We start from the raw sequence: 25,406 nt of genomic DNA, 5'->3' as shown, positions 1-25,406 counted from the left end.
CCGGGTTCATCGGCCTAGGATTCATCGGCCTAGGATTCAGTGGCCGAGGATCTGGCTAAGGAACAGCTTCGTCCGTTCCGACTGGGGATTGTTGAAGAACTCCGTCGGGTTGTTCTGCTCCACGATCTGCCCCTGATCCATGAAGATCACCCGGTCGGCCACTGCCTGCGCAAAGCCCATCTCATGGGTGACGCAGAGCATGGTCATCCCCTCGTTCGCTAGTTCGATCATGGTGTCCAGCACCTCCTTGATCATTTCCGGGTCGAGCGCTGAGGTCGGCTCGTCGAACAGCATGATCCGCGGCCGCATGCAGAGCGAGCGGGCGATGGCCACCCGCTGCTGCTGACCGCCCGAAAGCTGGCCGGGATACTTGCTCGCCTGCTCAGGGATCTTCACCTTGTGCAGGAAGTGCATCGCCGTCTCCTCCGCCTCCTTCTTCGGCACCTTGCGCACCCAGATCGGCGCGAGGGTGCAGTTCTCCAGAATGGTCAGGTGCGGAAACAGGTTGAAGTGCTGGAACACCATGCCGACTTCCGAGCGCACCTTGTCGATGTTCTTCAGGTCGTTGGTGAGTTCCGTGCCATCGACGATGATCTTGCCTGACTGATGCTCCTCCAGCCGGTTGATGCAGCGGATCAGCGTGGATTTGCCGGAGCCCGATGGGCCGGCAATCACGATCTTTTCCCCCTTCGCAACGGTCAGGTCGATGTCGCGCAGAACGTGAAACTGGCCGTACCACTTGTTCATCTTGACGATCTGGACGGCGATGTCGGACGCGGGCTGCCGCGCGGGCGTGGCGCACATGGGGTCTCTCCTAGCGGTGGTCCGTCTTCAGCCGCCGCTCCAGATACAGGGAGTAGCGCGACATGCCGAAGCAGAAGATGAAGAAGCAAAGGCCGATGAAGATGAACAGCTCCCAATAGATGCCGTTCCAGCTCTGGTTGGCCCGGATGGAGTTCGACAGCCCGATCGGATCGAGCAGACCGATGAAGACGACGAGCGTCGTATCCTTGAACAGCCCGATGAAGGTGTTGACGATGCCGGGGATGGAGATCTTCAGGGCCTGCGGCATGATGATGAGCCGCTGGGCCTGCCAGTAATCGAGCCCGAGGGCGTCCGCCGCCTCATACTGCCCGCGAGGCAGGGCCGCGAGCCCGCCCCGGATCACCTCCGCCATATAGGCGGCGGCGAAAAGCGTCACCATGATGACGACGCGCAGGATGATGTCGAAGTTCGTTCCGGGCGGCAGGAAGTAGTTCAGCAGCAGCGATGCCGTAAAAAGCAGCGTGATGAGCGGCACGCCACGAATGAACTCGATGAAGCCCACGCAGATCGTCTTGACGATGAACAGATCGGATTGCCGTCCCAGCGCGAGCAAGATGCCCAGCGGCAGCGAAAGCGCGATCCCCGTCACACCGATGATGATGGAGAGCATGAAGCCGCCGAAACTGTTGGAGGGCACATAGGTCAGCGTCAGAGGCAGAACGGAGGAAAGCCCCGCCACCACCCACTGCTGCGCGAACCCCCACCACAGCAGCGGCACCACGACCGCCGCCAGCAGACCTGTCGGCGTACTGAACCGCTCGCCCAGCCGGAAGGCAGGTATGACGAGCGCCAGCCCGGCCATCACCGCCAGCGGATACCACAGCGTCCCGCCCCACAGCAGCCAATAGGCGACCGCGGGATAGATCGGCGTGAAATACAGCAGCGCTCGCGGCATCCGATTGAAGAGGATCGGCGCGATGGCGACCAGGAGCAGCATCATCGCCAGCGTCGGTCGCCAGTAGAGCTGTCGCGGATAGAAGCCGAACAGAAGCTGGTTCCAGCGTTCGCTAATCACCGCAAAACAGGCACCGGTGACGCCGGGACCATAGCGTTCGGCGATGATTTGCCGGCACTCCGTCAGAGAGCTGCCGTGCCAGACGGAACGCGCCAGCCAGGGGCCGACCGCGGCGAGGATCAGGTAACAGATGTAAAGCGCGATCACCGTAAGGATGATGTTGACCGGGCCGGAGAACAGGTTCTCCCGCAGCCATTTCACCGCCCCCCGCTCCCGCGCGGGGGGATGCTCCGGCTCCAGCATATGCTTGCGGACGAAGGAAGTGTCGCTCATCCTATCGCTCCTTCAGCTTGACGGTGCTGTTGTAGAGGTTCATCGCGCCCGAGATCACCAGAGAGATCACGAGATAGATGAGCATCATGAGCATCATGGCCTCCAACTCCCGCCCCGTCTGATTGAGGGTGATCCCCCCTAAGGTGGAGCGAAGGTCCATGTAGCCGACGGCAAGTGCCAGAGAGGTGTTCTTGGTCAGGTTCAGATACTGGGAGATCAGCGGCGGAATGATAACCCGCAGCGCCTGCGGAAGGATCACGAGCCGCATCGTCCGCGACGGGCGCAGACCGAGGGCGGCTGCCGCTTCCGACTGGCCGCGTGGCACGGCCAGAATACCGCCGCGCACCGTCTCCGTGATGAAGGCGCCGGTATAGAGCGAAAGCGCGATCCACATGGCGATGAGCGAATCCCGCATGTAGATGCCGCCCTGAAAGTTGAACCCCTGCAGCGACGGCCGGTCTAGGTGAAAGCCGAGCGCGTAGAGCACGGCGACGAACGGCACCACGAAACCCAGCAGGCTCTTCCACCAGATGACAGGTCTGCGGCCCGTTGCGTTCTGCACCGTCTCCGCATTCCGGCTGAGCGCGCGGTGGATCAGCCAGCCGATGACCAGCGCCGCCAGCACGGCCAGAAAATTGAGGCTGATCGTGAACGGCCCGAGCGTAAGGGCGCCGAGGCTGCGGTCGAACATCGGCCCGGCGATATAGATGCCCCGGTTGGTGATTGCCATGGTGTCGAACAGCTTCATCGTCGCCGCCGGATTTTCGCCCCTGAAAGCGTTCGGCGCGGGCATGCTCTCGCTGAAAATGGCGAAGACCACGAGGATCCAGATCAGGAGCGGCACATTGCGGAAAATCTCCACATAGATCGCCGCCAGGCGGGAGACGAGCCAGTTGTTGGAAAGACGCAGTACGCCGCCGATGACGCCGATGACCGTCGCTGTCACGCAGCCCATCACCGCCAGCAGCAGCGTGTTCATCAGCCCGACCAGCAGGGCGCGGCCATGGGTGCTGTCGTTGGTATATTCGATCAGGCGCTGGTTGATGTCGTAACCCGCGCGGACATTGAGAAAGCCGAAGTTGAAATCCTTGCCGAGCGCCCGGAGGTTGTCGACCGCGTTGTGGACAAGCCACGCAGCCCCCGCCATGAACGCCATGAGGAAAATGATCTGTATCGTCAGCGCGCGGTAACGCGTGTCGTAGAGCAGCATGCTCAGACGAAACGTCCCTCGCGGCGGCTGTTCTGTGGTCGTCACCATATTATGGGCTGTCTCCCTGGATTTTGGCCCGGCGCTCTTCGGCGTCGTGGTCCTCAAATCGAAAGGGGCGCCTCCGGTTCCGGAAGCGCCCCCACCGAGATCAGCGGAACGGCGGAGAGTATTGCAGGCCGCCCTGCGTCCATTGCGCGTTCAGCCCGCGCGCAAGGCCGATCGGCGTCGACTCGCCCAGGTGTTTCTCGAAGATCTCGCCGTAGTTGCCCTCGGCCTTGATGGCGCGGTAGGCCCACTGATTGTCCAGCCCGAACATCGCGCCGAGGTTGCCTTCGGTACCGAGCAGCCGGTTGATCTCCGGGTTGTCGCCCGCCGCTTTCGACAGCTCGTCGATATTGGCGGAGGTCACGCCGTATTCCTCGGCCGCGACGAGGGCGTTCTGCGTCCAGCGCACGATGTCGGCCCATTGATCATCGCCCTGCCGCACCAGCAGCGCCAGCGGTTCCTTGGAGATGATCTCGGGCAGGATGATGTGATTTTCCGGGTCAGGGAACGTTCCCCGCATCGCGGCAAGGCCGGAGGCATCCGTCGTATAGACGTCGCAGTTGCCGGCGAGATAGGCCTGCTGGCCTTCGGCCTGCGTCTCGATCGGCTTGGCCTCATAGGTCATGTTGTTGGTCTTGAAATAGTCGGCGAGGTTCAGTTCCGTCGTGGTCCCGGTCTGGATGCAGACGCGCGCGCCGCCCAGTTCCTTGGCCGAGGTCACGCCCATGTCCTTGCGGATGAGGAAGCCCTGTCCGTCGTAGTAGTTGGTGCCGGTGAAGGTGAACTTCAGGTCCACATCGCGCGAGAAGGTCCAGGTGGTGACGCGGGCCAGCACGTCGATCTCCCCGGAAGCCAGCGCGGTGAAGCGGGTCTGGCCGGTGGTCGGGACGAACTTCACCTTCATCGGATCGCCAAGCACCGCGGCAGCCACGGCACGGCAGAACGCCACGTCGAAACCTTGCCAGACGCCGTTCGCATCCGGGGCGGCAAAGCCCGCAAGGCCGGTGTTCGTTCCGCAATTCAGTTCGCCGCGCGACTTCACATCGTCAAGCGTCGCGGCGGAAGCGGCGCCAGCGAGCCCGATCCCTGCCAGCCCGATCCCTGCCAGCGCGCCGAGAAATACCTTCGTTTTCATGGATTACCTTTCCTGATGGTCAGCCCCTTGCGGAGCACTGGCCCCGGAATTCCTCCCGGTGTCCGACGGCGTTGCGAGAACCGCCGCCCAGCAGGCAAATCTTGCGCGGGACGTCCTGAAAACGTCAATAGGATCGTCGTTTACGGACGATGTGCCGCGAGTGGACATCAAACTCACGGTTAAAATGCTTAAAAAATGTGCGAAAAGTTTAATCAGCCTGACGGTAGAGGCTCAGGAATCGGGCGGCATCCAGGAAATCGGTGCGCCGTCGCGCGGCCTGCGCTTCCGCCTGCGCGTCCCTGCCCCAGATCTCGGCCTGCCAGTCTTCATCGAGGCGCGACAGATCCCATGCTTCCTCCGGGGCGAGCCGTCCTTCCGCCACCGCCAACCCGAGGATGAGAGAGCCGCTGAGCGCCACGAGATCATGGAGCGCAGTAAGCTCGAACGGATCGAGCGCCGCCACGCGCGCCTCCAGCCGGGCGAGCGTCGCCTGCGGCTGCGCGTTGAACATTACGCCGACCGTCACGGACAGCGGCGCCGCCAGTGCTTCCTCCGCCCAGAGGAGCAGCGGATCCCAGCGATCGGCCTGCCGCGCCACCAGTTCCGCCGGCGCTTCCGCCCGGTAGGCCAGCAGGTCCGTTCCGCCGTAGTCGCCGACGATCTCCGCCACCGCGTCCCGTTGGCCCGTCACCTTGTCGATCGCGGAATTGGCCATCCGCGTCAGCGGCATCGTCTCCGGCGCGACATGCTCCCGCTGGGCCTCCCATTCGGCGGCAAGCGCCTCGGCAAGCGCCCGGCTCTGCACACGGAGCGGCTGGCGCGCGGGTGTCCGCAGGGGCCGGTCATCCAGCGTGACGCCGTAGCCATCGCCCTCCGCCCGAACGGATGTGGCCTTCCAGAAACGCTTCGGCCGCCACTCGCTCATGCCGCCACCCCTCTCCGCTCCAGCGCATGCGCGAGTTCGGCATAATCGCTCACGATCAGGCCCGCCCCGGCGGCGCGCAGCCGGTCGGGACTGTGATACCCCCAGGTGACACCGATGGCCGGAACGCCCGCGGCAGCGCCCATCTCCATGTCGAAGCTCGTATCGCCGATCATCACCGCCTGTTCCGGCGCAACGCCGGCTGCTGCCAGGGCGGCCTCCAGCATGGCGGGATGCGGCTTTGACGGATGGTCGTCCGCGACCTGCGTCGTCAGAAAATGCCGGGTGAGGCCGTGCCCCGCCAGCAGCTTGTCCAGCCCCCGCCGCGCCTTGCCCGTGGCAATGCCGAGCAGCGTGTGATCTTCCGCCGCAAGCCCGTCCAGCACTGCGCGCGCGCCGGGATAGAGGGGGGAGACACCGGGCGCATCGTCGCCGTGAAACACGCCGCGATACCCCTCGACCATCCGTGTCACATCGGCCCCGGGTGCCAGCCGCGCCAGCGCGACCGGAAGCGACAGGCCGACGATGGAGAGCGCCTGCTCCCGCGCGGGCATGGGACGCTCGACCGCCGCCATGGCGGCAGCGATACCGGCAAGGATGGCCTGCTGGCTGTCCACCAGCGTGCCGTCCACGTCGAAGACGACGAGGCGGAGCGCGGTCATTCCTCCTCCTCCGCAAAGGGGTCGGCAGGCACGTCTCCTTCCGCCCACTGGAAGGTCTTCCAGGTGCGCTGCATATGCTCGGGCAGCGGGGCCGTCACGGTGATGCGCTTGCCCGTCACCGGATGGTCGAAGGACAGCGAACGGGCGTGGAGATGCAGCTTCCGGCTGATATCCCCGCCAAGCTGCGACCCCCAGCCATCGCCGAGGTTCTCCTGCCCCGAGCCGCCATACTTGCCGTCGCCCACGATGGGATGGCCGATCTCCGCCATATGGGCGCGAAGCTGATGCGTCCGTCCGGTGATCGGCACGAGCGCGACCCAGGAGGCACGGGTGCCGAGGCTCTCCAGCACGGCATAATCGGTGGTCGCGCGCTTTGCGCCCTCCGTTTCCTGCACCTTGGAGGGATGGATGGCGATCATCCGCTCCCCCTCACCCCGCCCGCCGTGACCCGGCGCCTTGATCAGCCCGTAGCGGATCGTGCCCTTGCGAGGGGCGGGAACGCCCGCCACCGCCGCCCAGTAGATCTTGCGCGTCGCGCGGGAGCGGAAGGCTTCCGACAGGTCTCGCACTGCCCGGTTGGTGCGTGCGAGCAGCAGCACGCCGGAGGTGTCCTTGTCCAGCCGGTGCACGAGCTTCGGCTTCTCCGGCAGACCGAACTTCAACGCCTCCGCCAGAGCATCGACATGCCGGTCGGCCAGGCCGGAGCCGCCTTGACTCGGTAGGCCCGGCGGCTTGTTGATGGCGATGATGTGGTCGTCCTTGTAGAGCACGGCGCGGCGGATCATCTCCTCGTCGCTTTCGCTGACGCGGGGTTCCGGGGCGCGGCGCTCGGCAGGCGGGGCCTCGGGAATCGGCGGCACGCGGACAACCATGCCGGCGGCAACGCGGCTCGACGCCTTCACCCGGCCCCCGTCCACGCGGATCTGGCCCGTCCGCGCCATCTTCTCGATGGTCCCCTGGTTCAGTGTGGGGAAGTGGCGCTTCAGCCAGCGGTCCAGCCGCTGCTCGCCCTCATCCTCCGCGACGGTAAAGAGTTTCACGCTCATGACATCATGCTCCGCGCAAGGGTCGCGCCTGCGAGAACGGCAAGAAGCGACAGGATGAGAGAACCCGCAACATAGCCCGCGGCGGAGAGCGCCCGCCCTTCTTCCCAGAGCGTCAGCGTCTCCAGCGAGAAGGCGGAGAAGGTGGTGAACCCGCCCAGAAGGCCGGTCAGCAGCAGGGGCCGCAGATGCGCCGCGATCGACATGGCCAACATCCCCATCACGAAGGATCCGGCGATGTTGACGAGCATCGTGCCCAGCGGAAAGCCCGGCACCACGCGGGCCATGCCCAGCGTTGCCGCATAGCGCAGCACTGACCCCGCCGCGCCGCCAAGCGCCACCTGAAGAAAGCTCGTCCAGTTCATCGCGGACCCTTCGCGCGTGGGCCAGCCCGTGTCAACCTTCAGCCCGTGTCAACCTTCAGCCGGTATCAACCTTCTCCGCGCTTCTCGCGCAGGCGGGCGAAATACTCCAGCCGCTTCTTCAACTCCCGTTCGTAGCCCCGCTCCACCGGCTGATAGAGCACGGGACGCCGTACGCCGTCGGGGAAGTAGTTCTGGCCGGAGAAGGCATCCTCCTGATCGTGGTCATAGGCATAGCCCGCGCCATAGCCCTGCTCCTTCATCAGCCGGGTCGGGGCGTTCAGGATATGCTTGGGCGGCGGTTCGGAGCCGGTCTTGCGGGCGAGGCCGCGCGCCTCCTTGTAGGCCACGTAACCCGCGTTCGACTTGGGGGCGAGCGCGAGATAGACGAGCGCCTGCGCTAGCGCCAGTTCCCCCTCCGGCGAGCCCAGACGCTCATAGATTTCCCACGCATGAAGGCAGACCGTCTGCGCCTGCGGGTCGGCAAGGCCGATATCCTCCACCGCCATCCGGGTGATGCGGCGGGCGAGGTAGCGCGGATCCTCCCCGCCCTCCAGCATCCGCCCGAACCAGTAGAGCGCGGCATCCGGGTCCGATCCCCGGACGGATTTGTGCAGCGCGGAGATCAGGTTGTAATGCTCGTCACCCGACTTGTCGTATTTCGCCGCCCGCCGCATCAGCCGCTGGCCGAGCTGGCCGGGATCGAGCGGTTCCTTGACCCGCCAGGCCATGACCTGCTCGATCAGGTTCAGCAAGGCGCGGCCGTCGCCATCCGCCATCTCCAGCAGGGCATCCCGCGCCTCCGGGCGGAGTGGCAGCGGGCGGCCCAGTTCCTTCTCCGCCCGCTGGGCGAGGCGCTCCAGATCGGCCAGTGTCAGCCGCTCCAGCACCATGACCTGCGCCCGTGACAGCAGCGCCGCGTTCAGCTCGAAGGACGGGTTCTCCGTCGTGGCTCCGACAAGCAGGATCGTGCCATCCTCCATATAAGGGAGGAAGCTGTCCTGCTGCGCCTTGTTGAAGCGGTGGATCTCGTCAACGAACAGCAGCGTCCCCTGCCCGTTCTGGCGGCGAAGCTTAGCGGCCTCGAACACCTTGCGAAGCTCCGGCACACCGCTGAAGATCGCGCTGATCTGAACGAAGGCCATCTCCGTCGCATCCGCCAGCAGCCGCGCGATGGTCGTCTTGCCAACGCCGGGCGGCCCCCACAGGATCAGGGAGGACAGGCTGCCGGAGGCCAGCATCGCGCCGAGCGGCCCCTCCGGCGCCAGCAGCGCCCCCTGCCCGATGACCTCCGAAATCTCGCGGGGCCGTAGCCGGTCGGCCAGCGGGCGCGGAGCCGAGGTTGCCGCCGCCGGCGTCTCCGGGGTGTCGAACAGGTCGCTCATCCCTCAGCTCCGAAAGCGGAGGAGCGCGCGCCGCCCCTCCCGCTCATATTCGATCTGCCAGCGGCTCACCCGCTCCGCATTGGCAGCGCGCAGATCGGCGGTCGTCGCGATCTGTGTCCCATTCACGCTGCGTACGATGTCGCCGGGGCGCAGCCCGAGACCGAGTGTCTGCTGCCCGACATCGGTGATGACCACGCCGGCAAGCCCGTCGGGAAGCGCCATCTCACTCGTCACGGCGGGGTTGAGATTGGCGACCGTATAGCCTTGAAACGGCCCGCTGGTGAGGGCGACCACCTCCCGCGCCGGGGTATCCGGCGGCGGGATCAGCCGGACGCGGGTCGTCTCCTGTCGATCCTGATGGAGATAGGTGACCTCCGTCTCCGCGCCCACACCCCGCACGGACATACGGAAAATCATTTCGGCCGGCGTGTTGACCGGCACGCCGTCAAGCTGAAGGATCACGTCCCCCGTGGACAGGCCAGCCTCTGCGAAAGGGCTGCCGGGGGCGAAATCCAGAATGGCCAGGCCCTGGGGCGCGCTCTGTCCAAAGCTCTCCGCCATACCCGCATCCACCGCCTGCCCGGCGATCCCGGCCCAAGGGCGTTCGAACCGGGTCCGCCCCGCTTCCGCCTGCGTGACGACCGCGTGCACCAGATTGGCGGGAATCGCGAAACCGATGCCGCTCGACGCACCGGAGGGGCTGAGAATCGCCGTGTTTATCCCAACGAGCCGCCCCGCCACGTCCACCAGCGCGCCCCCGGAGTTGCCGGGATTGATCGGTGCGTCGGTCTGAATGAAATAGCCCCGCCCCCCGCCGATGCCGAGGTTGGAGCGGGCGAGACCGGAGACGATGCCGCTGGACACCGTCTGCCCGACGCCGAACGGATTGCCGATGGCCAGCACAAGCTCCCCCACCTCCACCTCATCGGAGTCGCGGAGCGCGAGTGCGGGAAGGCCGCTCGCTTCCTTCAGCCTCAGCACGGCGAGGTCGGTCTCCTCATCCGCCAGCAGCACTTCCGCATCGAACTCCCGCCGGTCGGTCAGCACGACGCGGATCTGGCTGGCCTCCTTCACGACGTGGAAGTTCGACACGATGATCCCGTCCGCCGTCAGAATCACACCGGACCCCAGTGAACTCTGCACACGCGGTACCTCCCGCCCGAAGTTGCGGAAGATGTCGGCAAAGAACGGATCGATTCCGAAAGGCGTCTCCCGCTGGGAGACGACCCGCTGCGTATAGATATTCACGACCGAGGGGGTCGTGGCCTTGACCACCGGCGCGAAGCTCATCGTGATTTCCGCCGGACTCGCCGGAACCGTCTGTGCCGCGAGCGGCTGGACGGCGAGCAACAGGGCGAACGGGGCAGCAATCATGCGCATCGGGCAATCTCCGGGCTGAGGAGCTTGATATGGAGCAGCGGGCGGGCAGGTTCAACGCGGCGCAGCGGCCCGTTGGCCAGCGCCCGCCCCCACCCGATGCTCCCGCGCCTCAATGCAGCTTGCCGGCGAAGTTGATGAAGATACACTGGTTCTCGACCCCGTCGATCATGCTGGCAGGACCGGCCGCCTCCATGTCCAGGGCGCAGCGCGCGGCCCAACGCGGCCAGCTCGACGACAAAAGCCCGATGGTCCTCGTGGCCCCCAGCTCTCGCGCGGCGCGGTTCATGCCCGCCACCATCAGCGCATGGACCCGGCGCCGTGCCGCCATCGGCACTGTGTGGCAGACGAAACCGCGCGACACCTCCCAGACATGCGGATCCACAGGGGCTTCGTGATAGAGCAGGTCAGAGGGTATGGACCCCAGCAATCCGCGCTGCGCGTCGCGGATCATGTAGCTGTAGATGCCGCATTTCGCCGTGGTCGGGGTCAGGCGCATGCCGCCCACCACCCGTCCCAGATCGTGAATGGCGATCCAGCGGGAGGCCGGGGTATCGTATTGGTCATATTCCATGCCCATGGCTTCGGGCAGGTTCCATTTGTTCTGGACGATGAAGGACTGGTGGCGGGCGCGCAGCAGATTTGCGAACAGTTCGCCGTGTTTGTGCAGGTTCTCAAAGGAAAGCGTGGTGATCTGCATGGTCGTCTCCGTGGGTTGGGGTAAAGAAATCCGAACCCGCGGCGACGACCCGTTGCCTTCCTAGAGCAGCCTGTAATCCTTCGCGCGCTGAATCGCCTCGGCCGTGGTGCGCGCCAACAGGCGCTGGCGGGCGGAATTCAACCGCGCTTTCAAGGCGCTTTCGGAGATGTTCAGCTTCGCCGCCGCCGCCGCATGGCGGTCTCCGGCGGCGATGAGGCGCAGGGCTTCTATCTGAGCGGGGGTGAGACTTTCCGGCGGCTCGGTGATCGCATGGATATGGCTCACCAGTTCGGCCGCCTTCGCGATCTCTGCATCCGTGAACTCTCGATCGTTCCGTGCGATACCGGCGATTGTCCGCGAGCTTATGGGCCCACAGGCGACGCAGGCGCCGAAACCAAGGCCATAACGCGCCGCTTCCGCCATGATGCCGAACGGATCGATGGTGATCTCGCTCCACCGCGTCGTGCCTTCGGTTGAAAACCCCCAGGCGACAAGCGGATCCCGCAGCGTATAGGCCTGCTCCGTGTACCGATCCGTCCAGTCCTGCGGAAAGGTACGGAACATGAGCATGGGTGCGCCGAATCTGATGTGCAGCGCGACGTAATACCCCACCGGCGCAAGGCGGGCGAGATTGCGAAGTTCGAGCTCGAGGCCTACCGTCAAGGACATGTCTTTTTAGACAAGTTGCCCCCTGCGCCGTCAACTTTAAATTGTGGATCCATCGACCACCGGTCGAAAGGTGTTTCAATGCGATCCATAAGCCCAGACCTCTTTGCAAAACTCATGCGCCTTCCCGCGAATGACCGTTTCGATCTTCTCGAATTCATCGGGGCAACGCCGATGGAAGAGTTGGATCTCGACGAACTGATAGAACAGATCACAACACAGGTCTCAGATATCTCTTCATATGCGAATGATGCATATCAATAATTAATAGACTGAGTAAAAAAGAAAATACCCCGCTCGACGGCGGGGTACCTTAATTCTTGAGAAGAGCCGATATTATTCGGCGTCGGCGAACTCTGCCTCGACGCGCGCCTTGTCGGCAGCGCCCTTGGCAGCGGGATCGCGATCGACGAATTCGATGATCGCCATCGGCGCCATGTCACCGTAGCGGAAGCCCGCCTTCATGATACGGACGTAGCCGCCCTGGCGCTCTTTGTAGCGCGGACCAAGCACGTCGAACAGTTTCGCGACATAAGCGTCTTGCTTGAGCTGCGCGGCAGCCTGGCGGCGGGCGTGCAGATCCCCACGCTTGGCGAGCGTGATGAGCTTCTCGATGATCGGACGCAGTTCCTTGGCTTTCGGAAGCGTCGTCTTGATCTGCTCGTGCTCGATGAGCGAGCCGGACATGTTGGCGAAGAGCGCCTTGCGGTGCTCGTGCGTGCGGTTCAGGCGGCGGTATCCGCGGGCGTGACGCATGGTCTTACTCCTTTTGCTTTGTCCGGCGCGGATGCGAACCGCGCTCTCCTTGGGGCGGAATTGCCCATGATTTCCCCGGCAGTCCGGGCATTCGGGGCGCCTCTAGCGAAACGCCCCGCAAAGGTCAATCAGAACTGATCTTCAAACCGCTTGGCGAGGTCTTCGATGTTTTCCGGCGGCCAGTCCTCGACTTCCATGCCGAGGTGCAGACCCATGACGGACAGCACTTCCTTGATCTCGTTGAGCGACTTGCGGCCGAAGTTCGGCGTCCGAAGCATCTCAGCTTCCGTCTTCTGGATCAGGTCGCCGATATAGACGATGTTGTCGTTCTTCAGGCAGTTGGCCGAGCGGACCGACAGTTCGAGTTCGTCCACCTTCTTCAGCAGCAGCGGGTTGAACTCCAGCCCGTCTTCCGCATCCTGACGCGTGGCCGATTCCGGCTCTTCGAAGTTGACGAAGACGGTGAGCTGGTCCTGCAGGATCCGCGCGGCGAAAGCCACCGCATCGTCCGGCGTGACGGAGCCATCCGTTTCGATCTTCATGGTCAGCTTGTCATAGTCAAGCACCTGACCCTCGCGGGTAGGCGTGACCTCATAGGCCACCTTCTTCACCGGCGAGTAGATCGCATCGATCGGAATGAGCCCGATCGGCGCGTCTTCCGGCCGGTTCTTGTCCGCCGCGACATAGCCCTTGCCCGTGTTCACGGTCAGTTCCATGAACAGGTTCGCGCCGTCGTCCAGATGGCAGATGACATGCTCCTTGTTCAGCACCTCGATGCCGTTCGATTCGGAGATGTCGCCGCCGGTCACGATGCCCGGACCCTTGGCGGAGATGGTCAGGCGCTTCGGCCCTTCCACTTCCATCTTAAGCGCGACGCCCTTCAGGTTGAGGACGATGTCCGTGACATCCTCCCGCACGCCCGAGATCGAGGAGAACTCGTGCAGCACGTTGTCGATCTGGATCGCGGTGATCGCAGCACCCTGAAGCGAGGACATCAACACACGACGCAGCGCGTTGCCGAGGGTCAGACCGAACCCACGCTCCAGCGGCTCGGCAACCACCGTCGCCTGACGGGAGGCGTCGGGGCCAGCCTTGACCTCGAGTTGGGTCGGCTTGATGAGTTCCTGCCAGTTCTTGTGGATCATGCAATTGCCTCCATACCTGTCCCGCGGCGCATGAACCGGTTGCCGCAGAACGCCCGAGGTTCAGAATGACGCACTCGGGCCGCGCGAATTTTCGCGCGACCCGAGCAGAATTTTCGGTTCCTCAGACCCGGCGGCGCTTCGGCGGACGGCAGCCGTTGTGCGCGAGCGGCGTCACATCGCGGATCGAGGTGATGTTGAACCCGACGGCGGCCAGCGCGCGGAGCGCCGATTCACGGCCGGAGCCGGGGCCTTGCACTTCGACTTCCAGGGTGCGGACGCCATGTTCCTGCGCCTTGCGGCCAGCGTCTTCCGCAGCCATCTGCGCCGCATAGGGCGTGGATTTCCGCGAGCCCTTGAAGCCCATCGTGCCGGCGGACGACCAGGCGATCGCATTGCCCTGCACGTCGGAGATCAGGATCTTGGTGTTGTTGAACGAGGAGTTCACGTGAGCAACGCCAGCGGCGATGTTCTTGCGCTCCTTGCGCTTGATACGGGTCTTGTCGCGAGCCATGATACCCTCCCCTTACTTCTTCTTGCCGGCGATCGGCTTCGCCGGGCCCTTGCGGGTGCGGGCGTTGGTGTGCGTCCGCTGACCGCGGACCGGGAGGTTGCGACGATGGCGCAGGCCGCGGTAGGCACCGAGATCCATCAGACGCTTGATGTTCATCTGAACTTCGCGGCGCAGATCGCCTTCGACGGTCAGGTTGGCGTCGATGTATTCGCGGATCGCAAGCACTTCGGCGTCGGAAAGATCATTCACGCGGCGCGACGGGTCGATGCCGACGGCCTGCACGACTTCATCGGCGATCTTCGGGCCGATACCGTGGATATAGGTCAGCGCGATCGGAACGCGCTTACCCGTGGGGATGTTTACACCAGCAATACGTGCCACTAGGGCTTCCTTTTCTGTTGCGGTTCCGTAATGCCGGAACCTTTTTTCACAACGCGGGTTTTGCGGTCTGAACCGATCCCCACACGCTCTGACCCGAGGGCGGAGCAGACCGAAGCCCGCCCGTCAGGACGATTCTCTTGCGAGAGGCTGTGATCTATGGGCTTTGACGCCTGAGGTCAAGAGGCGTCAATGGCAGTTTAGCCCTTGTCAAGCACCTTGCGGACCGCTTCGGAAACTGCTTCCGGCTCATCAAGGCCATCGACGGGAGAGAGCATCTCCTTGGCGTAGTAGTACCCGATCAGCGGCGAGGTCTTCTTATAGTACTCCATCAACCGCTTGGTCAGGCTCGCCTCGTTGTCATCGGCCCGGCGACGAAGATCGGTGGAGCCGCAGACATCGCAGACGCCGGCCACTTTCGTGGGCTTGGTGACGTCGTGATACACTTCTCCGCAATTGCCGCAGGTGAACCGGCCGGTGATCCGCGACACCAGCGCCGCGTCATCCACCTGCATCTCGATCACCGCGTCGAGGGACTGCCCCACGCGGTCGAGCATCGCGCCAAGCGCATTGGCCTGCGGCAGCGTCCGAGGGAAACCGTCGAAGATGAACCCGGAGCCTTCGGTGCCAGTGATCCGCTCCTCGATAAGACCGATCACGATCTCATCGGTCACGAGCTGGCCACTGTCCATGACTTCGGCGACCTTGCGGCCCATTTCCGTCCCAGAGTGCCGCGCTTCCCGCAGCATATCCCCGGTCGAAAGCTGGACCATGCCACGCTCCTCCACGAGACGGCGGGCCTGAGTGCCCTTCCCCGCCCCCGGCGGCCCTAGCAGTATGACGTTCATCGCCGGATCGTTCCCCCTTTACGCGCCGCGCCGTTGCGTCTTTTGCCGCGCAACTGGCTCTTCTCGATCAGCCCTTCATACTGGTGCGCCAACAGGTGCGACTGGACCTGAGAGATCGTGTCCATGGTCACCGAGACGACAATCAGCACGGACGTGCCGCCGAAGTAGAAGGGGATACCCATCTGGAACCTCAGGATCTCCGGCAGCAGGACCACGGCCACGAGATAGGCCGAGCCGAGCACAAGGATCCGGTTCACCACGTAGTTCAGATATTCCTCGGTCTTCTTGCCGGGCCGGATGCCCGGAATGAAGCCGTTCTGGTTCTTCAGATTGTCGGCGACATCGTCCGTCTTGAAGGCGACGTTCGCTGTATAGAAGTAAGCGAAGAACACGATCATCGCCGCGAAGAACAGCATGTAGAGAGGCTGACCCGGCCCGAAGTAGGCCAGCAGCCACGACATAACCGGTCCGGTCTGCCCGCCGGAGAAGGTGGCGATCGTCGTCGGCAGCAGCAGCAGCGAGGAGGCGAAGATCGCCGGGATGACGCCCGCCGGGTTCACCTTGATCGGCAGGTGCGAGGAGCCGCCGTCATAGACCTTCATCCCCACCTGACGGCGCGGATACTGGATGTGGATCTTGCGAAGCGCTCGTTCCATGAACACCACGAAGGCGACGACCAGCACGACCATCAGCAGCACGCCGATGATCACGGCAGGCGAGACCGCACCGGAGCGCCCCTGGCTCAGGAACCGCGCGAGCGCCGCGGGAACCTCGGCGATGATGCCGACGAAGATGATGAGCGAGATACCGTTTCCGATGCCGCGTGCGGTGATCTGCTCACCCAGCCACATCAGGAACATCGTGCCTCCGACCAGCGTGATCACGCAGGCCACACGGAAGAACATCCCCGGATCGGCGACAAGACCCCCCGCCTCAAGGCTGACCGCCAGGCCCCAGGCCTGAAAGATCGCCAGCGCGACGGTGCCGTAGCGGGTGTATTGGTTGATCTTCTTCCGTCCCGCCTCTCCCTCTTTCTTCAGGCCCTGAAGAGAGGGGATCATCGCGACGAGAAGCTGCACGATGATGGAGGCGGAGATATAGGGCATGATGCCGAGCGCAAAGACCCCCATCCGCCCGAGCGCGCCGCCGGTGAACATCGTCAGGATGCCACCCAGCCCGGTCTGCGCCTGCTCCATGAAATTGCGCAGCGCTGCTGCGTCAATGCCCGGAACGGGGATGTAGGTGCCGAGCCGGTAAACGATCAGCAACCCGATGGTGAAGAAGATGCGGTGGCGCAGGTCGGTCGCCTTGCCGAGGGTTCCCCAGCTCAGGTTCGCGGCCATTTGCTCAGCAGCAGATGCCATGCCCAGACTCTTTCCGAGACCACGTCTCTTTCATGGACAGCGCCGCCGGCCCGTTGACCGGTCCGGCGGCGCGGAAAAGCTCGTCGCAGGTGTATGCGGCGCGGGCGCCGCATACAACGCCTTATTCGGCGGCGGCGACAGCAACTTTCAGGGAGCCGCCGGCTTTCTCAACCGCCTCGATGGCCGATTGGGACGCGCCGGACACTTCGAGCGCGAGTTTCGCCGTCACGTCGCCCTTCGCCAGAACCCGGATACCGTCGAGCTTGCGGCGCACCAGACCGGAGGTCACGAGGACGTCTTCCGTGATCGGCTGCGCGGCGTCGAGCTTGCCGGCATCAACGAATTTCTGGATCAGGCCGAGGTTGACGACCGCGTAGGCCTTCGCATTCGGCTTGGTGAAGCCCCGCTTCGGCAGGCGCCGGTAGAGCGGCATCTGGCCACCCTCGTAGCCGTTCAGCGCAACGCCCGAGCGGGATTTCTGACCCTTGATACCGCGACCGGCGGTCTTGCCCTTGCCGGAGCCGGGACCACGCGCGACGCGTTTCTTCTTGCGGGCCGCGCCTTCGTTGTCGCGGAGTTCGTTCAGTTTCATATCGCTTCTCCTTACCGGAATCGCCCCCGAAGCGACTTGGGCGAACACGGCATATGGGTGATTCAGAAAAGGCCCATCACGGACCACCGGCGGCATATACCGGTTGCGAAGGGGTGGATCAAGGCACTTCGCGCTTCCGCCGCGGGATTGTTCACCCGCAACGGCACCGGCCGGCCCCAAAAGCAGAACGCCCCGGTCCTGCGACCGGGGCGTTCTGGCGGCTGACGACTGAGGTCAGCCCTTTTCTTCGACGATCTGCACGAGGTGCGGGATCGAGTTCACCATGCCGCGGATGGAGGGCGTATCCTCCAGCTCACGGGTGCGGTGCATCTTGTTGAGGCCAAGCCCGATCAGCGTACGCTGCTGGCTGGCCGGACGGCGGATCGGGGAGCCGATCTGCTTCACAACGATGGTTTTCGCCATTGTTCCGCTCCTTACGCTTCTGCCGCTTCGGCTTCGGCGCGCTTCAGGATGTCGCCCACTTTCTTGCCGCGACGCTGCGCGACCGAACGGGGGCTGGCTTCCTTCTGCAGACCGTCGATGGTGGCCCGGATCATGTTGTAGGGGTTTTGCGACCCCAGCGACTTCGCCACGACATCCTGGAGGCCCAGCATCTCGAACACGGCGCGCATCGGCCCGCCCGCGATGATCCCGGTACCCGGAGCGGCGGTCCGCATCACGACCTTGCCAGCGCCGTGACGGCCCTCGATGTCATGGTGCAGGGTGCGGCCTTCGCGCAGCGGCACGCGGATCAGGCTGCGTTTCGCCTGCTCGGTGGCCTTGCGGATGGCTTCCGGCACTTCCTTGGCCTTGCCCTTGCCGAAGCCGACACGGCCCCGCTGGTCGCCGACCACCACGAGAGCGGCGAAGCCGAAGCGCTTGCCCCCTTTGACGGTCTTGGACACACGGTTGATCGCGACCAGACGGTCGGCGAATTCCGGGTTTTCCTCGCGTTCGCGACGATCCCGGCGGTTCTCACGTTCTGCCATACGGCATTCCTTCTTTCAGGGGGCATGATGGCCCGGCTGATTCAATCCAGGTCGGTGCGGCGGGCCGCATCTCCGGATCATCGAGGCGACGCGTCAGGCGCCGCCTTCACTTCCGTCAGACATACGCCGTGCCCTGAAGGCACGGCGTACCATTTCCGGTCCCTCCCGCGGTGGCGGGAGACGACATCAGAACTTCAGGCCGCCCTCACGGGCCGCGTCGGCAAGCGCCTTGATCTTGCCGTGGAACAGGAAACCGCCGCGGTCGAAGTAAACTTCTTCCACACCGGCTTTCTTGGCCCGCTCGGCAATCGTCGCACCGATCTTGCCTGCCGCTTCGACGTTGTTCTTGCCGAAGAGCCCCAGATCCTTTTCGAGGGTCGAGGCAGCCGCCACGGTCACGCCCTTCACGTCGTCGATCAGCTGAACGCTGATGTTCTTCGACGAGCGGTGGACCGACAGGCGCAGACGCCCATTGGCCTGGGCCCGCAGTTTGTTCCGGACGCGCAGGCGGCGCTTCAGGAACAGCTCTCGCTTTGTGTTCGCCATCTGTTGCGTCCTTACTTCTTCTTGCCTTCCTTACGGAAGATGTACTCGTCTTTGTACTTGATCCCCTTGCCCTTGTAGGGCTCCGGGGAACGCCATTCGCGGATATTGGCCGCGACCTGACCGACGAGCTGCTGATCCATGCCTTCGACAACGATCTCCGTCTGTTTCGGAGCGGTGATCGTCACGCCTTGCGGCACTTCGAAGTTCACTTCGTGGCTGTAGCCCAGCGAGAGCTTCAGGACGTTGCCGGTCATCGCGGCGCGGTAACCCACGCCGTTGATTTCCAGTTCCTTCTTGAAGCCCGTGGTCACGCCCTGCACGAGGTTCGACACCATCGTGCGGGACATGCCCCACTGCGCGCGCGCCCGCTTGGACAGGCCGCGCGGCTGGACTTTCACCAAGTTGTCTTCGACCGTGATCGACACATCGTCGGTCGCGGTGAAGCTGCGCGTGCCCTTCGGGCCCTTCACTTCGATCGTCTGACCGGAAACGGAGGCGGTAACCCCCTTCGGCAGCTCGACCGGTTTTTTCCCAATACGAGACATTGCCTACTCCTCAGAACACAGTGCAGAGCACTTCGCCGCCAACATTGGCGGTGCGCGCAGCCGTATCCGACATCACGCCCTTGGGCGTCGAGACGATCGACACGCCGAGGCCATTACGCGGAGACGGCAGATCGTTCACCGCCATGTACACCCGCCGACCCGGCTTCGACACCCGCTTCAGTTCGCGGATGACCGGGGTGCCCTCGAAGTACTTCAGGCTGATCACCAGCTCGTCGAGACCTTTTTCGGTCGTCGCGCGCTCGTAACCCCGGATGTAGCCCTCGTCGCGGAGCACGTCGAGCACCCAGGCGCGGAGCTTGGAGGCAGGCGTGCTGACGGTGGATTTGCCACGCATCTGCGCGTTGCGGATACGGGTCAGCATATCGCCGATAGGATCGTTCACAGACATCGCGACCTCCTTACCAGCTCGATTTCACCATGCCCGGGATCTGGCCGAAGGAGGCCAGTTCGCGGAGCATGATCCGGGACATTTTCAGCTTGCGGTAGTAGGCCTTCGGGCGACCCGTCAGCTGGCAGCGGTTGTGAAGCCGCGTGGCCGAGGAGTTGCGCGGAAGTTCCGCAAGTTTCAGCGAAGCCTTGAAGCGCTGCTCCATCGGCAGCTCCTCATTGGCGATGACGGTCTTCAGAGCCGCGCGCTTGGAGGCGTATTGCGCCACCAGCTTCTCGCGCTTCTTCTGACGTTCGACCATGGATTTCTTGGCCATGTGTTTCAGTCTCCTCGCGCGATCAGCTGTTGAAGGGCATGCTGAATTGCTTCAGCAGCGCCTTCGCTTCCGCGTCGGTCGCCGCGGTGGTGCAGATGATGATGTCCATGCCGAGAACCTCATCGACCTTGTCGAAGTTGATCTCGGGGAACACGATGTGCTCCTTCAGGCCCATGGCGTAGTTGCCACGGCCGTCGAAGGACGAACCCTTCACGCCGCGGAAGTCGCGAACGCGGGGAAGCGCGATCGTGATCAGGCGGTCGAGGAATTCGTACATCCGGTCGCCACGGAGGGTCACCTTGGTGCCGAGCGGCATTTCCTCACGGACGCGGAAGCCGGCGATCGACTTCTTGGCATGCGTGATGACAGCCTTCTGACCGGCGATGAGCGACAGCTCCTCGGCGGCCTGCTTGACCTTCTTGGTGTCCTTGACGGCTTCGCCGACGCCCATGTTCAGCACGATCTTGTCGAGCCGAGGGATCTGCATGTCGTTCTTGTAGGAGAATTCCTCCTTCAGAGCGGCACGCACCGTTTCCTTGTAGAGCGTCTTGAGGCGCGGGGTGTAGTTCGCAGCGTCAAGCATCAGATCGCCTCCCCGGTGGTCTTGGCGAAGCGCACCTTCTTGCCGTCTTCGAAGCGGAAGCCGACGCGGGTAGCCTTGCCGTTGGTGTCCAGCAGCGCGAGGTTGGAGAGTTGGATCGGAGCCGCTTTCGGGATCCGTCCGCCCTGGCTTGCCTGCGACTGGCGGGTGTGGCGGATGACGATGTTCACGCCATCGACAACGGCCTTGTTCTCTTTGGGGAGAACCTGGGTGATCTCACCCTGTTTGCCCTTGTCCTTGCCGGTGAGCACGACGACCTTGTCGCCCTTTTTCAGCTTGGCGGCCATCACAGCACCTCCGGCGCGAGGCTGATGATTTTCATGAAGTTCTTCGCGCGAAGCTCACGCACCACCGGCCCGAAGATACGCGTACCGACCGGTTCACCCTGGTTGTTCAGGATGACGGCCGCATTGCGGTCAAAACGGATGGAGGTGCCGTCTTCACGGCGGACTTCCTTGGCGGTGCGAACGACGACGGCCTTGCGAACGTCACCTTTCTTCACGCGACCGCGCGGAATGGCTTCCTTGACCGACACCACGATGATGTCGCCCACGGAGGCATACCGCCGATGCGAGCCGCCCAGAACCTTGATGCACTGCACCCGGCGAGCGCCGGAGTTGTCAGCGACATCCAGATTGGTCTGCATCTGGATCATTGGGTTACTCCCGACCTTTGGGGACGGTTATCAGCCGCCGCCCCAGGGTTTCGATGTATCTGGCTCAGGCCTGAGCGTCGCTCACGACCGTCCAGCGTTTCGTCTTCGAAATCGGCGCGCATTCCTCGATACGAACGCTGTCGCCGACCTTGAACTGGTTCTCCGCGTCATGGGCGCGGTATTTCTTCGACTTCCGAACCGTCTTCTTCATCACGGGGTGCGTGAAGCGGCGCTCGACCAGGACGGTGATCGTCTGATCGTTCTTGTCAGAGGTGACGGTGCCTTGCAGGATACGTTTGGGCATCTCGTGATCCTCAGTTCGCCGCCGCAGCAGCGGCTTTCTGGTTCAGAATGGTCTTCACGCGCGCGGCGTCACGGCGGACCTGCCGGATGCGGGCGGTGTTTTCGAGCTGGCCGGTCGCCTTCTGGAAACGGAGGTTGAACGCCTCCTTCTTCAGTGCGACCAGCTCGTCCCGGAGTTGGTCCGGGGTCTTGCTGCTGAGTTCTTGGGCGCTCATCGCCTTTTTCCTTTCACAATCACCGGACGGCCCCTTCTGCAAGGGTGACCTGCAACCCGGTGGATCAATGAGGTACCGACGATTCCGGGAACCCCGGACTCGCGGATGCGGCTTCCTACAGGAAGAAGGCGGTGGGGGCAAGGAAAAGTTATGCCAGCCGGTCCAGCATCGCCCGGATGGCGTGCGCGACGAGCCCCGGCTGCTCCATATGCACCATGTGCCCGGCATAAGGGATCAACGCCAACGCCGCACCAGGTATCGCCTCGGCGAGGGCAACCGTCTCCTGCCGGGAGACGAGTTCGTCCGCGTCGCCGTTCAGGATCAGCACCGGCAGCGCGATCCGCTCGATGCCCACCGGGTAATTCCCCGGACCACCGTCCAGCCACAACGCCTTGACCAGATCGAAGAGCCGCTCGAAATCGGGCGTGGGGTTTTCCGCCTCATAGCTGGCGACATCTTCCGGGAAGCGGTTGCGCCAGAATTCTGCGGTGAGCGGCAGGAAAAACTTCGCCGCGGCCTCTGGCGGAGGCGGCGCGACACTGCCGCCGATGCTCACAACCCCCGCCAGCGACAGTCCGCGAGCCGCGAGCTCCAATGCGATCACCCCACCATCGCTATGCCCGATGACCAGGGGTCGCTCCAGCCCAAGCGCCGAGATCACCGCCGCGGCATCGTCGGCAAGGCGCTGATAGGTGAGCCTGCCCTGCCCCAGCGAGGACGCGCCATGTCCGCGCGTATCCATCAGCAAACACCGCGCCTTTGGGAATTCCGCCGCCAGAGGCGCCATCTCCCGCAGCGCGCCGAGACCCCCGTGAAGGAACAGCATCGCCCTTCCCTCAGGAGCACCGCGCTCTGCGATATGCAGGAGCGCCCCGCCGGATGACACCCGATGTTCCATCAGCCCCCCCAATGCAAAAGGCCCCCCGCTCGGGGAGGCCCTTCACTTAATGCAGTGGCGAAGTCTTACCAGTCTTCGCGGGCGATGACGCGGGTCGTGACCGGGAGCTTCATCGCGCCGAGGCGGAGCGCCTCGCGGGCGATCGTCTCGTTCACGCCGTCGATCTCGAACATGATCCGGCCGGGTTTAACGCGGGCGGCCCAGAAATCGACGGAGCCCTTGCCTTTACCCATCCGCACTTCGGTCGGCTTCGAGGTGACCGGAACGTCCGGGAAAATCCGGATCCAGACCCGGCCCTGACGTTTCATATGGCGGGTGATCGCGCGGCGGGCCGCTTCGATCTGGCGGGCGGTGACCCGCTCCGGCTCGGTCGCTTTCAGGCCGAAGGAGCCGAAGTTCAGCAGGAAGCCGCCCTTCGCCTCGCCGTGGATACGGCCCTTGTGCTGTTTGCGGAACTTTGTCCGTTTAGGTTGCAGCATCTCGTTCTACTCCTCAGCGGTCGCCACGCTCACGGCGCGGACCACGCGGGGCGGGACCATCCTGGGACTCGATCGCGCGGCGGTCGTGCGCCTGCGGGTCGTGCTCCATGATCTCGCCTTTGAAGATCCACACCTTCACCCCGATGATGCCGTAAGGCGTCGTGGCTTCGGACGTCGCATAGTCGATATCGGCGCGCAGCGTATGCAGCGGCACGCGGCCCTCGCGGTACCATTCGGTCCGTGCGATCTCGGCGCCGCCAAGACGGCCCCCGACGTTCACGCGGATGCCCAAGGCACCCATGCGCATCGCGTTCTGCACGGCGCGCTTCATGGCGCGACGGAAGGACACGCGACGCTCCATCTGCTGGGCGATCGACTCGGCCACCAGTTGCGCATCAAGCTCCGGCTTGCGCACTTCAACGATGTTGAGGTGCAGTTCGGACGCGGTGAACTTCGAGAGCTTCTTGCGAAGAACCTCGATGTCGGCGCCCTTCTTGCCGATGATGACGCCCGGACGCGCGGTGTAGATCGTGACGCGGCACTTCTTGTGCGGACGCTCGATCACCACCTTGGAGATGCCGGCAGCCTTGCATTCCTTGTGGATGAATTCCCGCATCCTGATGTCTTCAAGAAGCAGGTTGCCGTAGTCCTTGGTGTCAGCGAACCAGCGGCTGTCCCAGGTGCGGTTGACCTGGAGGCGCATCCCAATCGGGTTGACCTTCTGACCCATTACGCTTGCTCCTCGACTTGCCGCACCTTGATGGTCAGCTCGGAAAACGGATTCACGATCTTGCCGAACCGGCCACGGGCGCGCGGGCGACCGCGTTTCAGGACCATGTTCTTGCCGACGAAGGCTTCCGCGACGACCAGTTCGTCCACGTCGAGCCCGTGGTTGTTCTCGGCGTTGGCGATGGCCGACTGAAGGCACTTCCGCACGTCGATGGCGATGCGCTTGTGCGAGAAGGTGAGGTCGGCCAGAGCCTTGTCCACCTTCTTGCCGCGAATGAGCGCCGCGACGAGATTCAGTTTCTGCGGCGAGGTGCGAAGCATGCGCAGCTTCGCCATCGCCTCATTTTCCGCCACGCGGCGCGGATTCTTTTCCTGACCCATGGCTTACTTCCTTTTGGCTTTCTTGTCGGCCGCGTGACCGTAATAGGTCCGCGTCGGCGAGTATTCACCGAATTTCTGGCCGATCATCTCCTCGGTGACGTTCACCGGGATGTGTTTCTGACCATTGTAGACACCGAAGGTCAGCCCCACGAACTGGGGAAGAATGGTCGAACGACGCGACCAGATCTTGATGACTTCCGACCGCCCGGACTCGCGGGACTTTTCCGCCTTGCGAAGCACATAGGCGTCGACGAAGGGGCCTTTCCAGAGAGAACGTGACATGGCTCAGCGCCCCTTTTTCTTCGCATGCCGCGACCGGACGATATATTTGTCCGTCGCCTTGTTGCTGCGGGTCTTCTTGCCCTTGGTGTCCTTGCCCCACGGGGTAACCGGGGTCCGGCCACCGGAGGTGCGGCCCTCACCACCACCATGCGGGTGGTCGATCGGGTTCATCGCAACACCGCGGACCGACGGACGGATGCCGAGGTGGCGGTTCCGACCGGCTTTACCGAGGTTTTGGTTCGAGTTGTCAGGGTTCGACACGGCGCCAACGGTGGCCATGCATTCCTGACGGACCATGCGCAGCTCGCCCGAGGAGAGGCGGATCTGGGCATAGCCGCCGTCCCGGCCGACGAACTGGGCATAGGTGCCGGCGGCGCGTGCGATCTGACCGCCCTTGCCGGGCTTCAGTTCGACGTTGTGCACGATCGTGCCGAGCGGCATGCCGGAGAACGGCATCGCGTTGCCCGGCTTCACATCGGTCTTGGCGCCGGCCACGACCTTGTCACCCACGGCAAGACGCTGGGGCGCGAGGATGTAGGCCTGTTCGCCGTCTTCATATTTGACGAGCGCGATGAACGCGGTGCGGTTCGGGTCATATTCGATCCGCTCGACGACAGCCGCCACATCGAACTTCGTCCGCTTGAAGTCCACGATACGATAGAGACGCTTCGCGCCCCCGCCCTTGCGGCGCATCGTGATCCGTCCGGTGTTGTTCCGGCCGCCGTTCTTCGTCAGACCCTCGGTGAGAGACTTGACGGGGCGTCCTTTCCAAAGCTCCGAACGGTCGATCAGAACCAGCCCACGCTGGCCAGGCGTCGTCGGCTTATACGACTTGAGTGCCATG

General features: G+C 63.9%; 36 protein-coding genes. All 36 read right to left on the bottom strand.

Translation table 11 applies throughout. The annotated features are described in order from the left end of the window. Positions 1–36: 36 nt before the first annotated feature. Positions 37–804 (bottom strand): amino acid ABC transporter ATP-binding protein, encoded by a 768-nt coding sequence (locus RT513_RS11870; protein ID WP_088216855.1) that lies wholly within the window; start codon positions 802–804, stop codon positions 37–39. Positions 805–814: 10 nt separating this feature from the next. Then, positions 815–2,113, bottom strand: a complete 1,299-nt coding sequence (locus RT513_RS11865) for an amino acid ABC transporter permease (RefSeq protein ID WP_290688454.1) — start codon at positions 2,111–2,113, stop codon at positions 815–817. 1 nt (position 2,114) lies between these two features. Continuing rightward, the gene (locus RT513_RS11860) at positions 2,115–3,368 is read right to left on the bottom strand and encodes an amino acid ABC transporter permease (protein ID WP_409518412.1); all 1,254 of its coding nucleotides are present in this window, start codon (positions 3,366–3,368) and stop codon (positions 2,115–2,117) included. 103 nt (positions 3,369–3,471) lie between these two features. After that, entirely contained in the window at positions 3,472–4,503 is a 1,032-nt protein-coding gene (locus RT513_RS11855; protein WP_290688458.1) for an amino acid ABC transporter substrate-binding protein, read from the bottom strand. 208 nt (positions 4,504–4,711) lie between these two features. Next, positions 4,712–5,428 (bottom strand): ATP12 family chaperone protein, encoded by a 717-nt coding sequence (locus RT513_RS11850; protein WP_290688460.1) that lies wholly within the window; start codon positions 5,426–5,428, stop codon positions 4,712–4,714. Beyond that, positions 5,425–6,087 carry an HAD-IA family hydrolase gene (locus RT513_RS11845; protein WP_290688462.1) on the bottom strand — a complete coding sequence of 221 codons (663 nt, stop codon included), beginning with the start codon at positions 6,085–6,087 and terminating at the stop codon, positions 5,425–5,427. Before RT513_RS11845 ends, RT513_RS11850 begins: the two co-directional genes overlap by 4 nt. Continuing rightward, positions 6,084–7,133: an RluA family pseudouridine synthase gene (locus tag RT513_RS11840; protein ID WP_290688464.1), complete on the bottom strand. Its 1,050-nt coding sequence runs from the start codon at positions 7,131–7,133 to the stop codon at positions 6,084–6,086. Before RT513_RS11840 ends, RT513_RS11845 begins: the two co-directional genes overlap by 4 nt. Further along, the gene (gene crcB / locus RT513_RS11835) at positions 7,130–7,495 is read right to left on the bottom strand and encodes a fluoride efflux transporter CrcB (protein WP_290688466.1); all 366 of its coding nucleotides are present in this window, start codon (positions 7,493–7,495) and stop codon (positions 7,130–7,132) included. The genes RT513_RS11840 and crcB overlap by 4 nt, the downstream gene beginning before the upstream one ends. A gap of 65 nt (positions 7,496–7,560) precedes the next feature. Continuing rightward, entirely contained in the window at positions 7,561–8,877 is a 1,317-nt protein-coding gene (locus RT513_RS11830; RefSeq protein ID WP_088216847.1) for a replication-associated recombination protein A, read from the bottom strand. A 3-nt stretch (positions 8,878–8,880) separates the two neighbouring features. Next, on the bottom strand, positions 8,881–10,257 hold the full coding sequence (locus tag RT513_RS11825) for a trypsin-like peptidase domain-containing protein (protein ID WP_290688468.1): 1,377 nt from the start codon (positions 10,255–10,257) through the stop codon (positions 8,881–8,883). A gap of 109 nt (positions 10,258–10,366) precedes the next feature. Next, positions 10,367–10,954, bottom strand: coding sequence for an acyl-homoserine-lactone synthase (locus RT513_RS11820; protein WP_088216845.1), 588 nt, complete (start codon positions 10,952–10,954; stop codon positions 10,367–10,369). A gap of 60 nt (positions 10,955–11,014) precedes the next feature. Then, positions 11,015–11,623, bottom strand: a complete 609-nt coding sequence (locus tag RT513_RS11815) for a helix-turn-helix transcriptional regulator (RefSeq protein WP_088216844.1) — start codon at positions 11,621–11,623, stop codon at positions 11,015–11,017. 333 nt (positions 11,624–11,956) lie between these two features. Then, on the bottom strand, positions 11,957–12,376 hold the full coding sequence (gene rplQ / locus RT513_RS11810; RefSeq protein WP_035714241.1) for a 50S ribosomal protein L17: 420 nt from the start codon (positions 12,374–12,376) through the stop codon (positions 11,957–11,959). Positions 12,377–12,504: 128 nt separating this feature from the next. After that, positions 12,505–13,521, bottom strand: a complete 1,017-nt coding sequence (locus RT513_RS11805; protein WP_290688472.1) for a DNA-directed RNA polymerase subunit alpha — start codon at positions 13,519–13,521, stop codon at positions 12,505–12,507. Between the two features lie 121 nt (positions 13,522–13,642). Next, a complete protein-coding gene (gene rpsK / locus RT513_RS11800; RefSeq protein ID WP_035714246.1) occupies positions 13,643–14,032 on the bottom strand; it encodes a 30S ribosomal protein S11 in 390 nt (129 codons plus the stop codon). Between the two features lie 12 nt (positions 14,033–14,044). Then, positions 14,045–14,413 carry a 30S ribosomal protein S13 gene (gene rpsM / locus RT513_RS11795; RefSeq protein ID WP_035745954.1) on the bottom strand — a complete coding sequence of 123 codons (369 nt, stop codon included), beginning with the start codon at positions 14,411–14,413 and terminating at the stop codon, positions 14,045–14,047. A 197-nt stretch (positions 14,414–14,610) separates the two neighbouring features. Then, a complete protein-coding gene (locus RT513_RS11790; protein ID WP_290688476.1) occupies positions 14,611–15,258 on the bottom strand; it encodes an adenylate kinase in 648 nt (215 codons plus the stop codon). Further along, a complete protein-coding gene (secY, locus tag RT513_RS11785; protein WP_088216842.1) occupies positions 15,255–16,622 on the bottom strand; it encodes a preprotein translocase subunit SecY in 1,368 nt (455 codons plus the stop codon). Before secY ends, RT513_RS11790 begins: the two co-directional genes overlap by 4 nt. Positions 16,623–16,743: 121 nt before the next feature. Continuing rightward, positions 16,744–17,214, bottom strand: coding sequence for a 50S ribosomal protein L15 (rplO, locus tag RT513_RS11780; RefSeq protein WP_290688479.1), 471 nt, complete (start codon positions 17,212–17,214; stop codon positions 16,744–16,746). 234 nt (positions 17,215–17,448) lie between these two features. Beyond that, positions 17,449–17,637: a 50S ribosomal protein L30 gene (rpmD, locus tag RT513_RS11775; RefSeq protein WP_035745958.1), complete on the bottom strand. Its 189-nt coding sequence runs from the start codon at positions 17,635–17,637 to the stop codon at positions 17,449–17,451. Between the two features lie 11 nt (positions 17,638–17,648). Further along, positions 17,649–18,203 (bottom strand): 30S ribosomal protein S5, encoded by a 555-nt coding sequence (gene rpsE / locus RT513_RS11770; protein ID WP_035714260.1) that lies wholly within the window; start codon positions 18,201–18,203, stop codon positions 17,649–17,651. A 186-nt stretch (positions 18,204–18,389) separates the two neighbouring features. Next, positions 18,390–18,749 carry a 50S ribosomal protein L18 gene (rplR, locus tag RT513_RS11765; protein WP_290688482.1) on the bottom strand — a complete coding sequence of 120 codons (360 nt, stop codon included), beginning with the start codon at positions 18,747–18,749 and terminating at the stop codon, positions 18,390–18,392. An 11-nt stretch (positions 18,750–18,760) separates the two neighbouring features. Continuing rightward, a complete protein-coding gene (gene rplF / locus RT513_RS11760) occupies positions 18,761–19,294 on the bottom strand; it encodes a 50S ribosomal protein L6 (protein WP_035745961.1) in 534 nt (177 codons plus the stop codon). Between the two features lie 10 nt (positions 19,295–19,304). Further along, positions 19,305–19,703: a 30S ribosomal protein S8 gene (gene rpsH, locus RT513_RS11755; protein ID WP_035714266.1), complete on the bottom strand. Its 399-nt coding sequence runs from the start codon at positions 19,701–19,703 to the stop codon at positions 19,305–19,307. 10 nt (positions 19,704–19,713) lie between these two features. Further along, positions 19,714–20,019, bottom strand: coding sequence for a 30S ribosomal protein S14 (gene rpsN / locus RT513_RS11750; RefSeq protein ID WP_035714268.1), 306 nt, complete (start codon positions 20,017–20,019; stop codon positions 19,714–19,716). A 22-nt stretch (positions 20,020–20,041) separates the two neighbouring features. Beyond that, on the bottom strand, positions 20,042–20,602 hold the full coding sequence (rplE, locus tag RT513_RS11745) for a 50S ribosomal protein L5 (RefSeq protein ID WP_088216839.1): 561 nt from the start codon (positions 20,600–20,602) through the stop codon (positions 20,042–20,044). Continuing rightward, a complete protein-coding gene (gene rplX / locus RT513_RS11740; RefSeq protein WP_035714272.1) occupies positions 20,602–20,907 on the bottom strand; it encodes a 50S ribosomal protein L24 in 306 nt (101 codons plus the stop codon). The genes rplE and rplX overlap by 1 nt, the downstream gene beginning before the upstream one ends. After that, positions 20,907–21,275, bottom strand: coding sequence for a 50S ribosomal protein L14 (gene rplN / locus RT513_RS11735; protein ID WP_035714274.1), 369 nt, complete (start codon positions 21,273–21,275; stop codon positions 20,907–20,909). The genes rplX and rplN overlap by 1 nt, the downstream gene beginning before the upstream one ends. Before the next feature lie 64 nt (positions 21,276–21,339). Continuing rightward, positions 21,340–21,579, bottom strand: a complete 240-nt coding sequence (rpsQ, locus tag RT513_RS11730) for a 30S ribosomal protein S17 (protein WP_035714277.1) — start codon at positions 21,577–21,579, stop codon at positions 21,340–21,342. Positions 21,580–21,589: 10 nt separating this feature from the next. Next, the gene (gene rpmC / locus RT513_RS11725; protein WP_035745966.1) at positions 21,590–21,793 is read right to left on the bottom strand and encodes a 50S ribosomal protein L29; all 204 of its coding nucleotides are present in this window, start codon (positions 21,791–21,793) and stop codon (positions 21,590–21,592) included. A 148-nt stretch (positions 21,794–21,941) separates the two neighbouring features. After that, the gene (locus RT513_RS11720) at positions 21,942–22,691 is read right to left on the bottom strand and encodes an alpha/beta fold hydrolase (RefSeq protein ID WP_290688491.1); all 750 of its coding nucleotides are present in this window, start codon (positions 22,689–22,691) and stop codon (positions 21,942–21,944) included. A gap of 65 nt (positions 22,692–22,756) precedes the next feature. Continuing rightward, entirely contained in the window at positions 22,757–23,170 is a 414-nt protein-coding gene (gene rplP / locus RT513_RS11715) for a 50S ribosomal protein L16 (protein WP_088216837.1), read from the bottom strand. Between the two features lie 13 nt (positions 23,171–23,183). After that, complete coding sequence (gene rpsC, locus RT513_RS11710; protein ID WP_088216836.1) at positions 23,184–23,900, bottom strand: 30S ribosomal protein S3; 717 nt, start codon at positions 23,898–23,900, stop codon at positions 23,184–23,186. Then, on the bottom strand, positions 23,900–24,280 hold the full coding sequence (rplV, locus tag RT513_RS11705; protein ID WP_290688495.1) for a 50S ribosomal protein L22: 381 nt from the start codon (positions 24,278–24,280) through the stop codon (positions 23,900–23,902). The genes rpsC and rplV overlap by 1 nt, the downstream gene beginning before the upstream one ends. Before the next feature lie 3 nt (positions 24,281–24,283). Beyond that, positions 24,284–24,562 carry a 30S ribosomal protein S19 gene (gene rpsS, locus RT513_RS11700; protein WP_088216834.1) on the bottom strand — a complete coding sequence of 93 codons (279 nt, stop codon included), beginning with the start codon at positions 24,560–24,562 and terminating at the stop codon, positions 24,284–24,286. A gap of 3 nt (positions 24,563–24,565) precedes the next feature. Next, positions 24,566–25,405 (bottom strand): 50S ribosomal protein L2, encoded by an 840-nt coding sequence (gene rplB / locus RT513_RS11695; RefSeq protein WP_088216833.1) that lies wholly within the window; start codon positions 25,403–25,405, stop codon positions 24,566–24,568. Position 25,406 lies beyond the last annotated feature (1 nt).

Source organism: Haematobacter sp. (genome assembly GCF_032102465.1).
Lineage (GTDB): Bacteria > Pseudomonadota > Alphaproteobacteria > Rhodobacterales > Rhodobacteraceae > Haematobacter.
The sequence above is the reverse complement of the archived record's forward strand: the minus strand, read 5'-3'. Positions and strand labels throughout refer to the sequence as shown.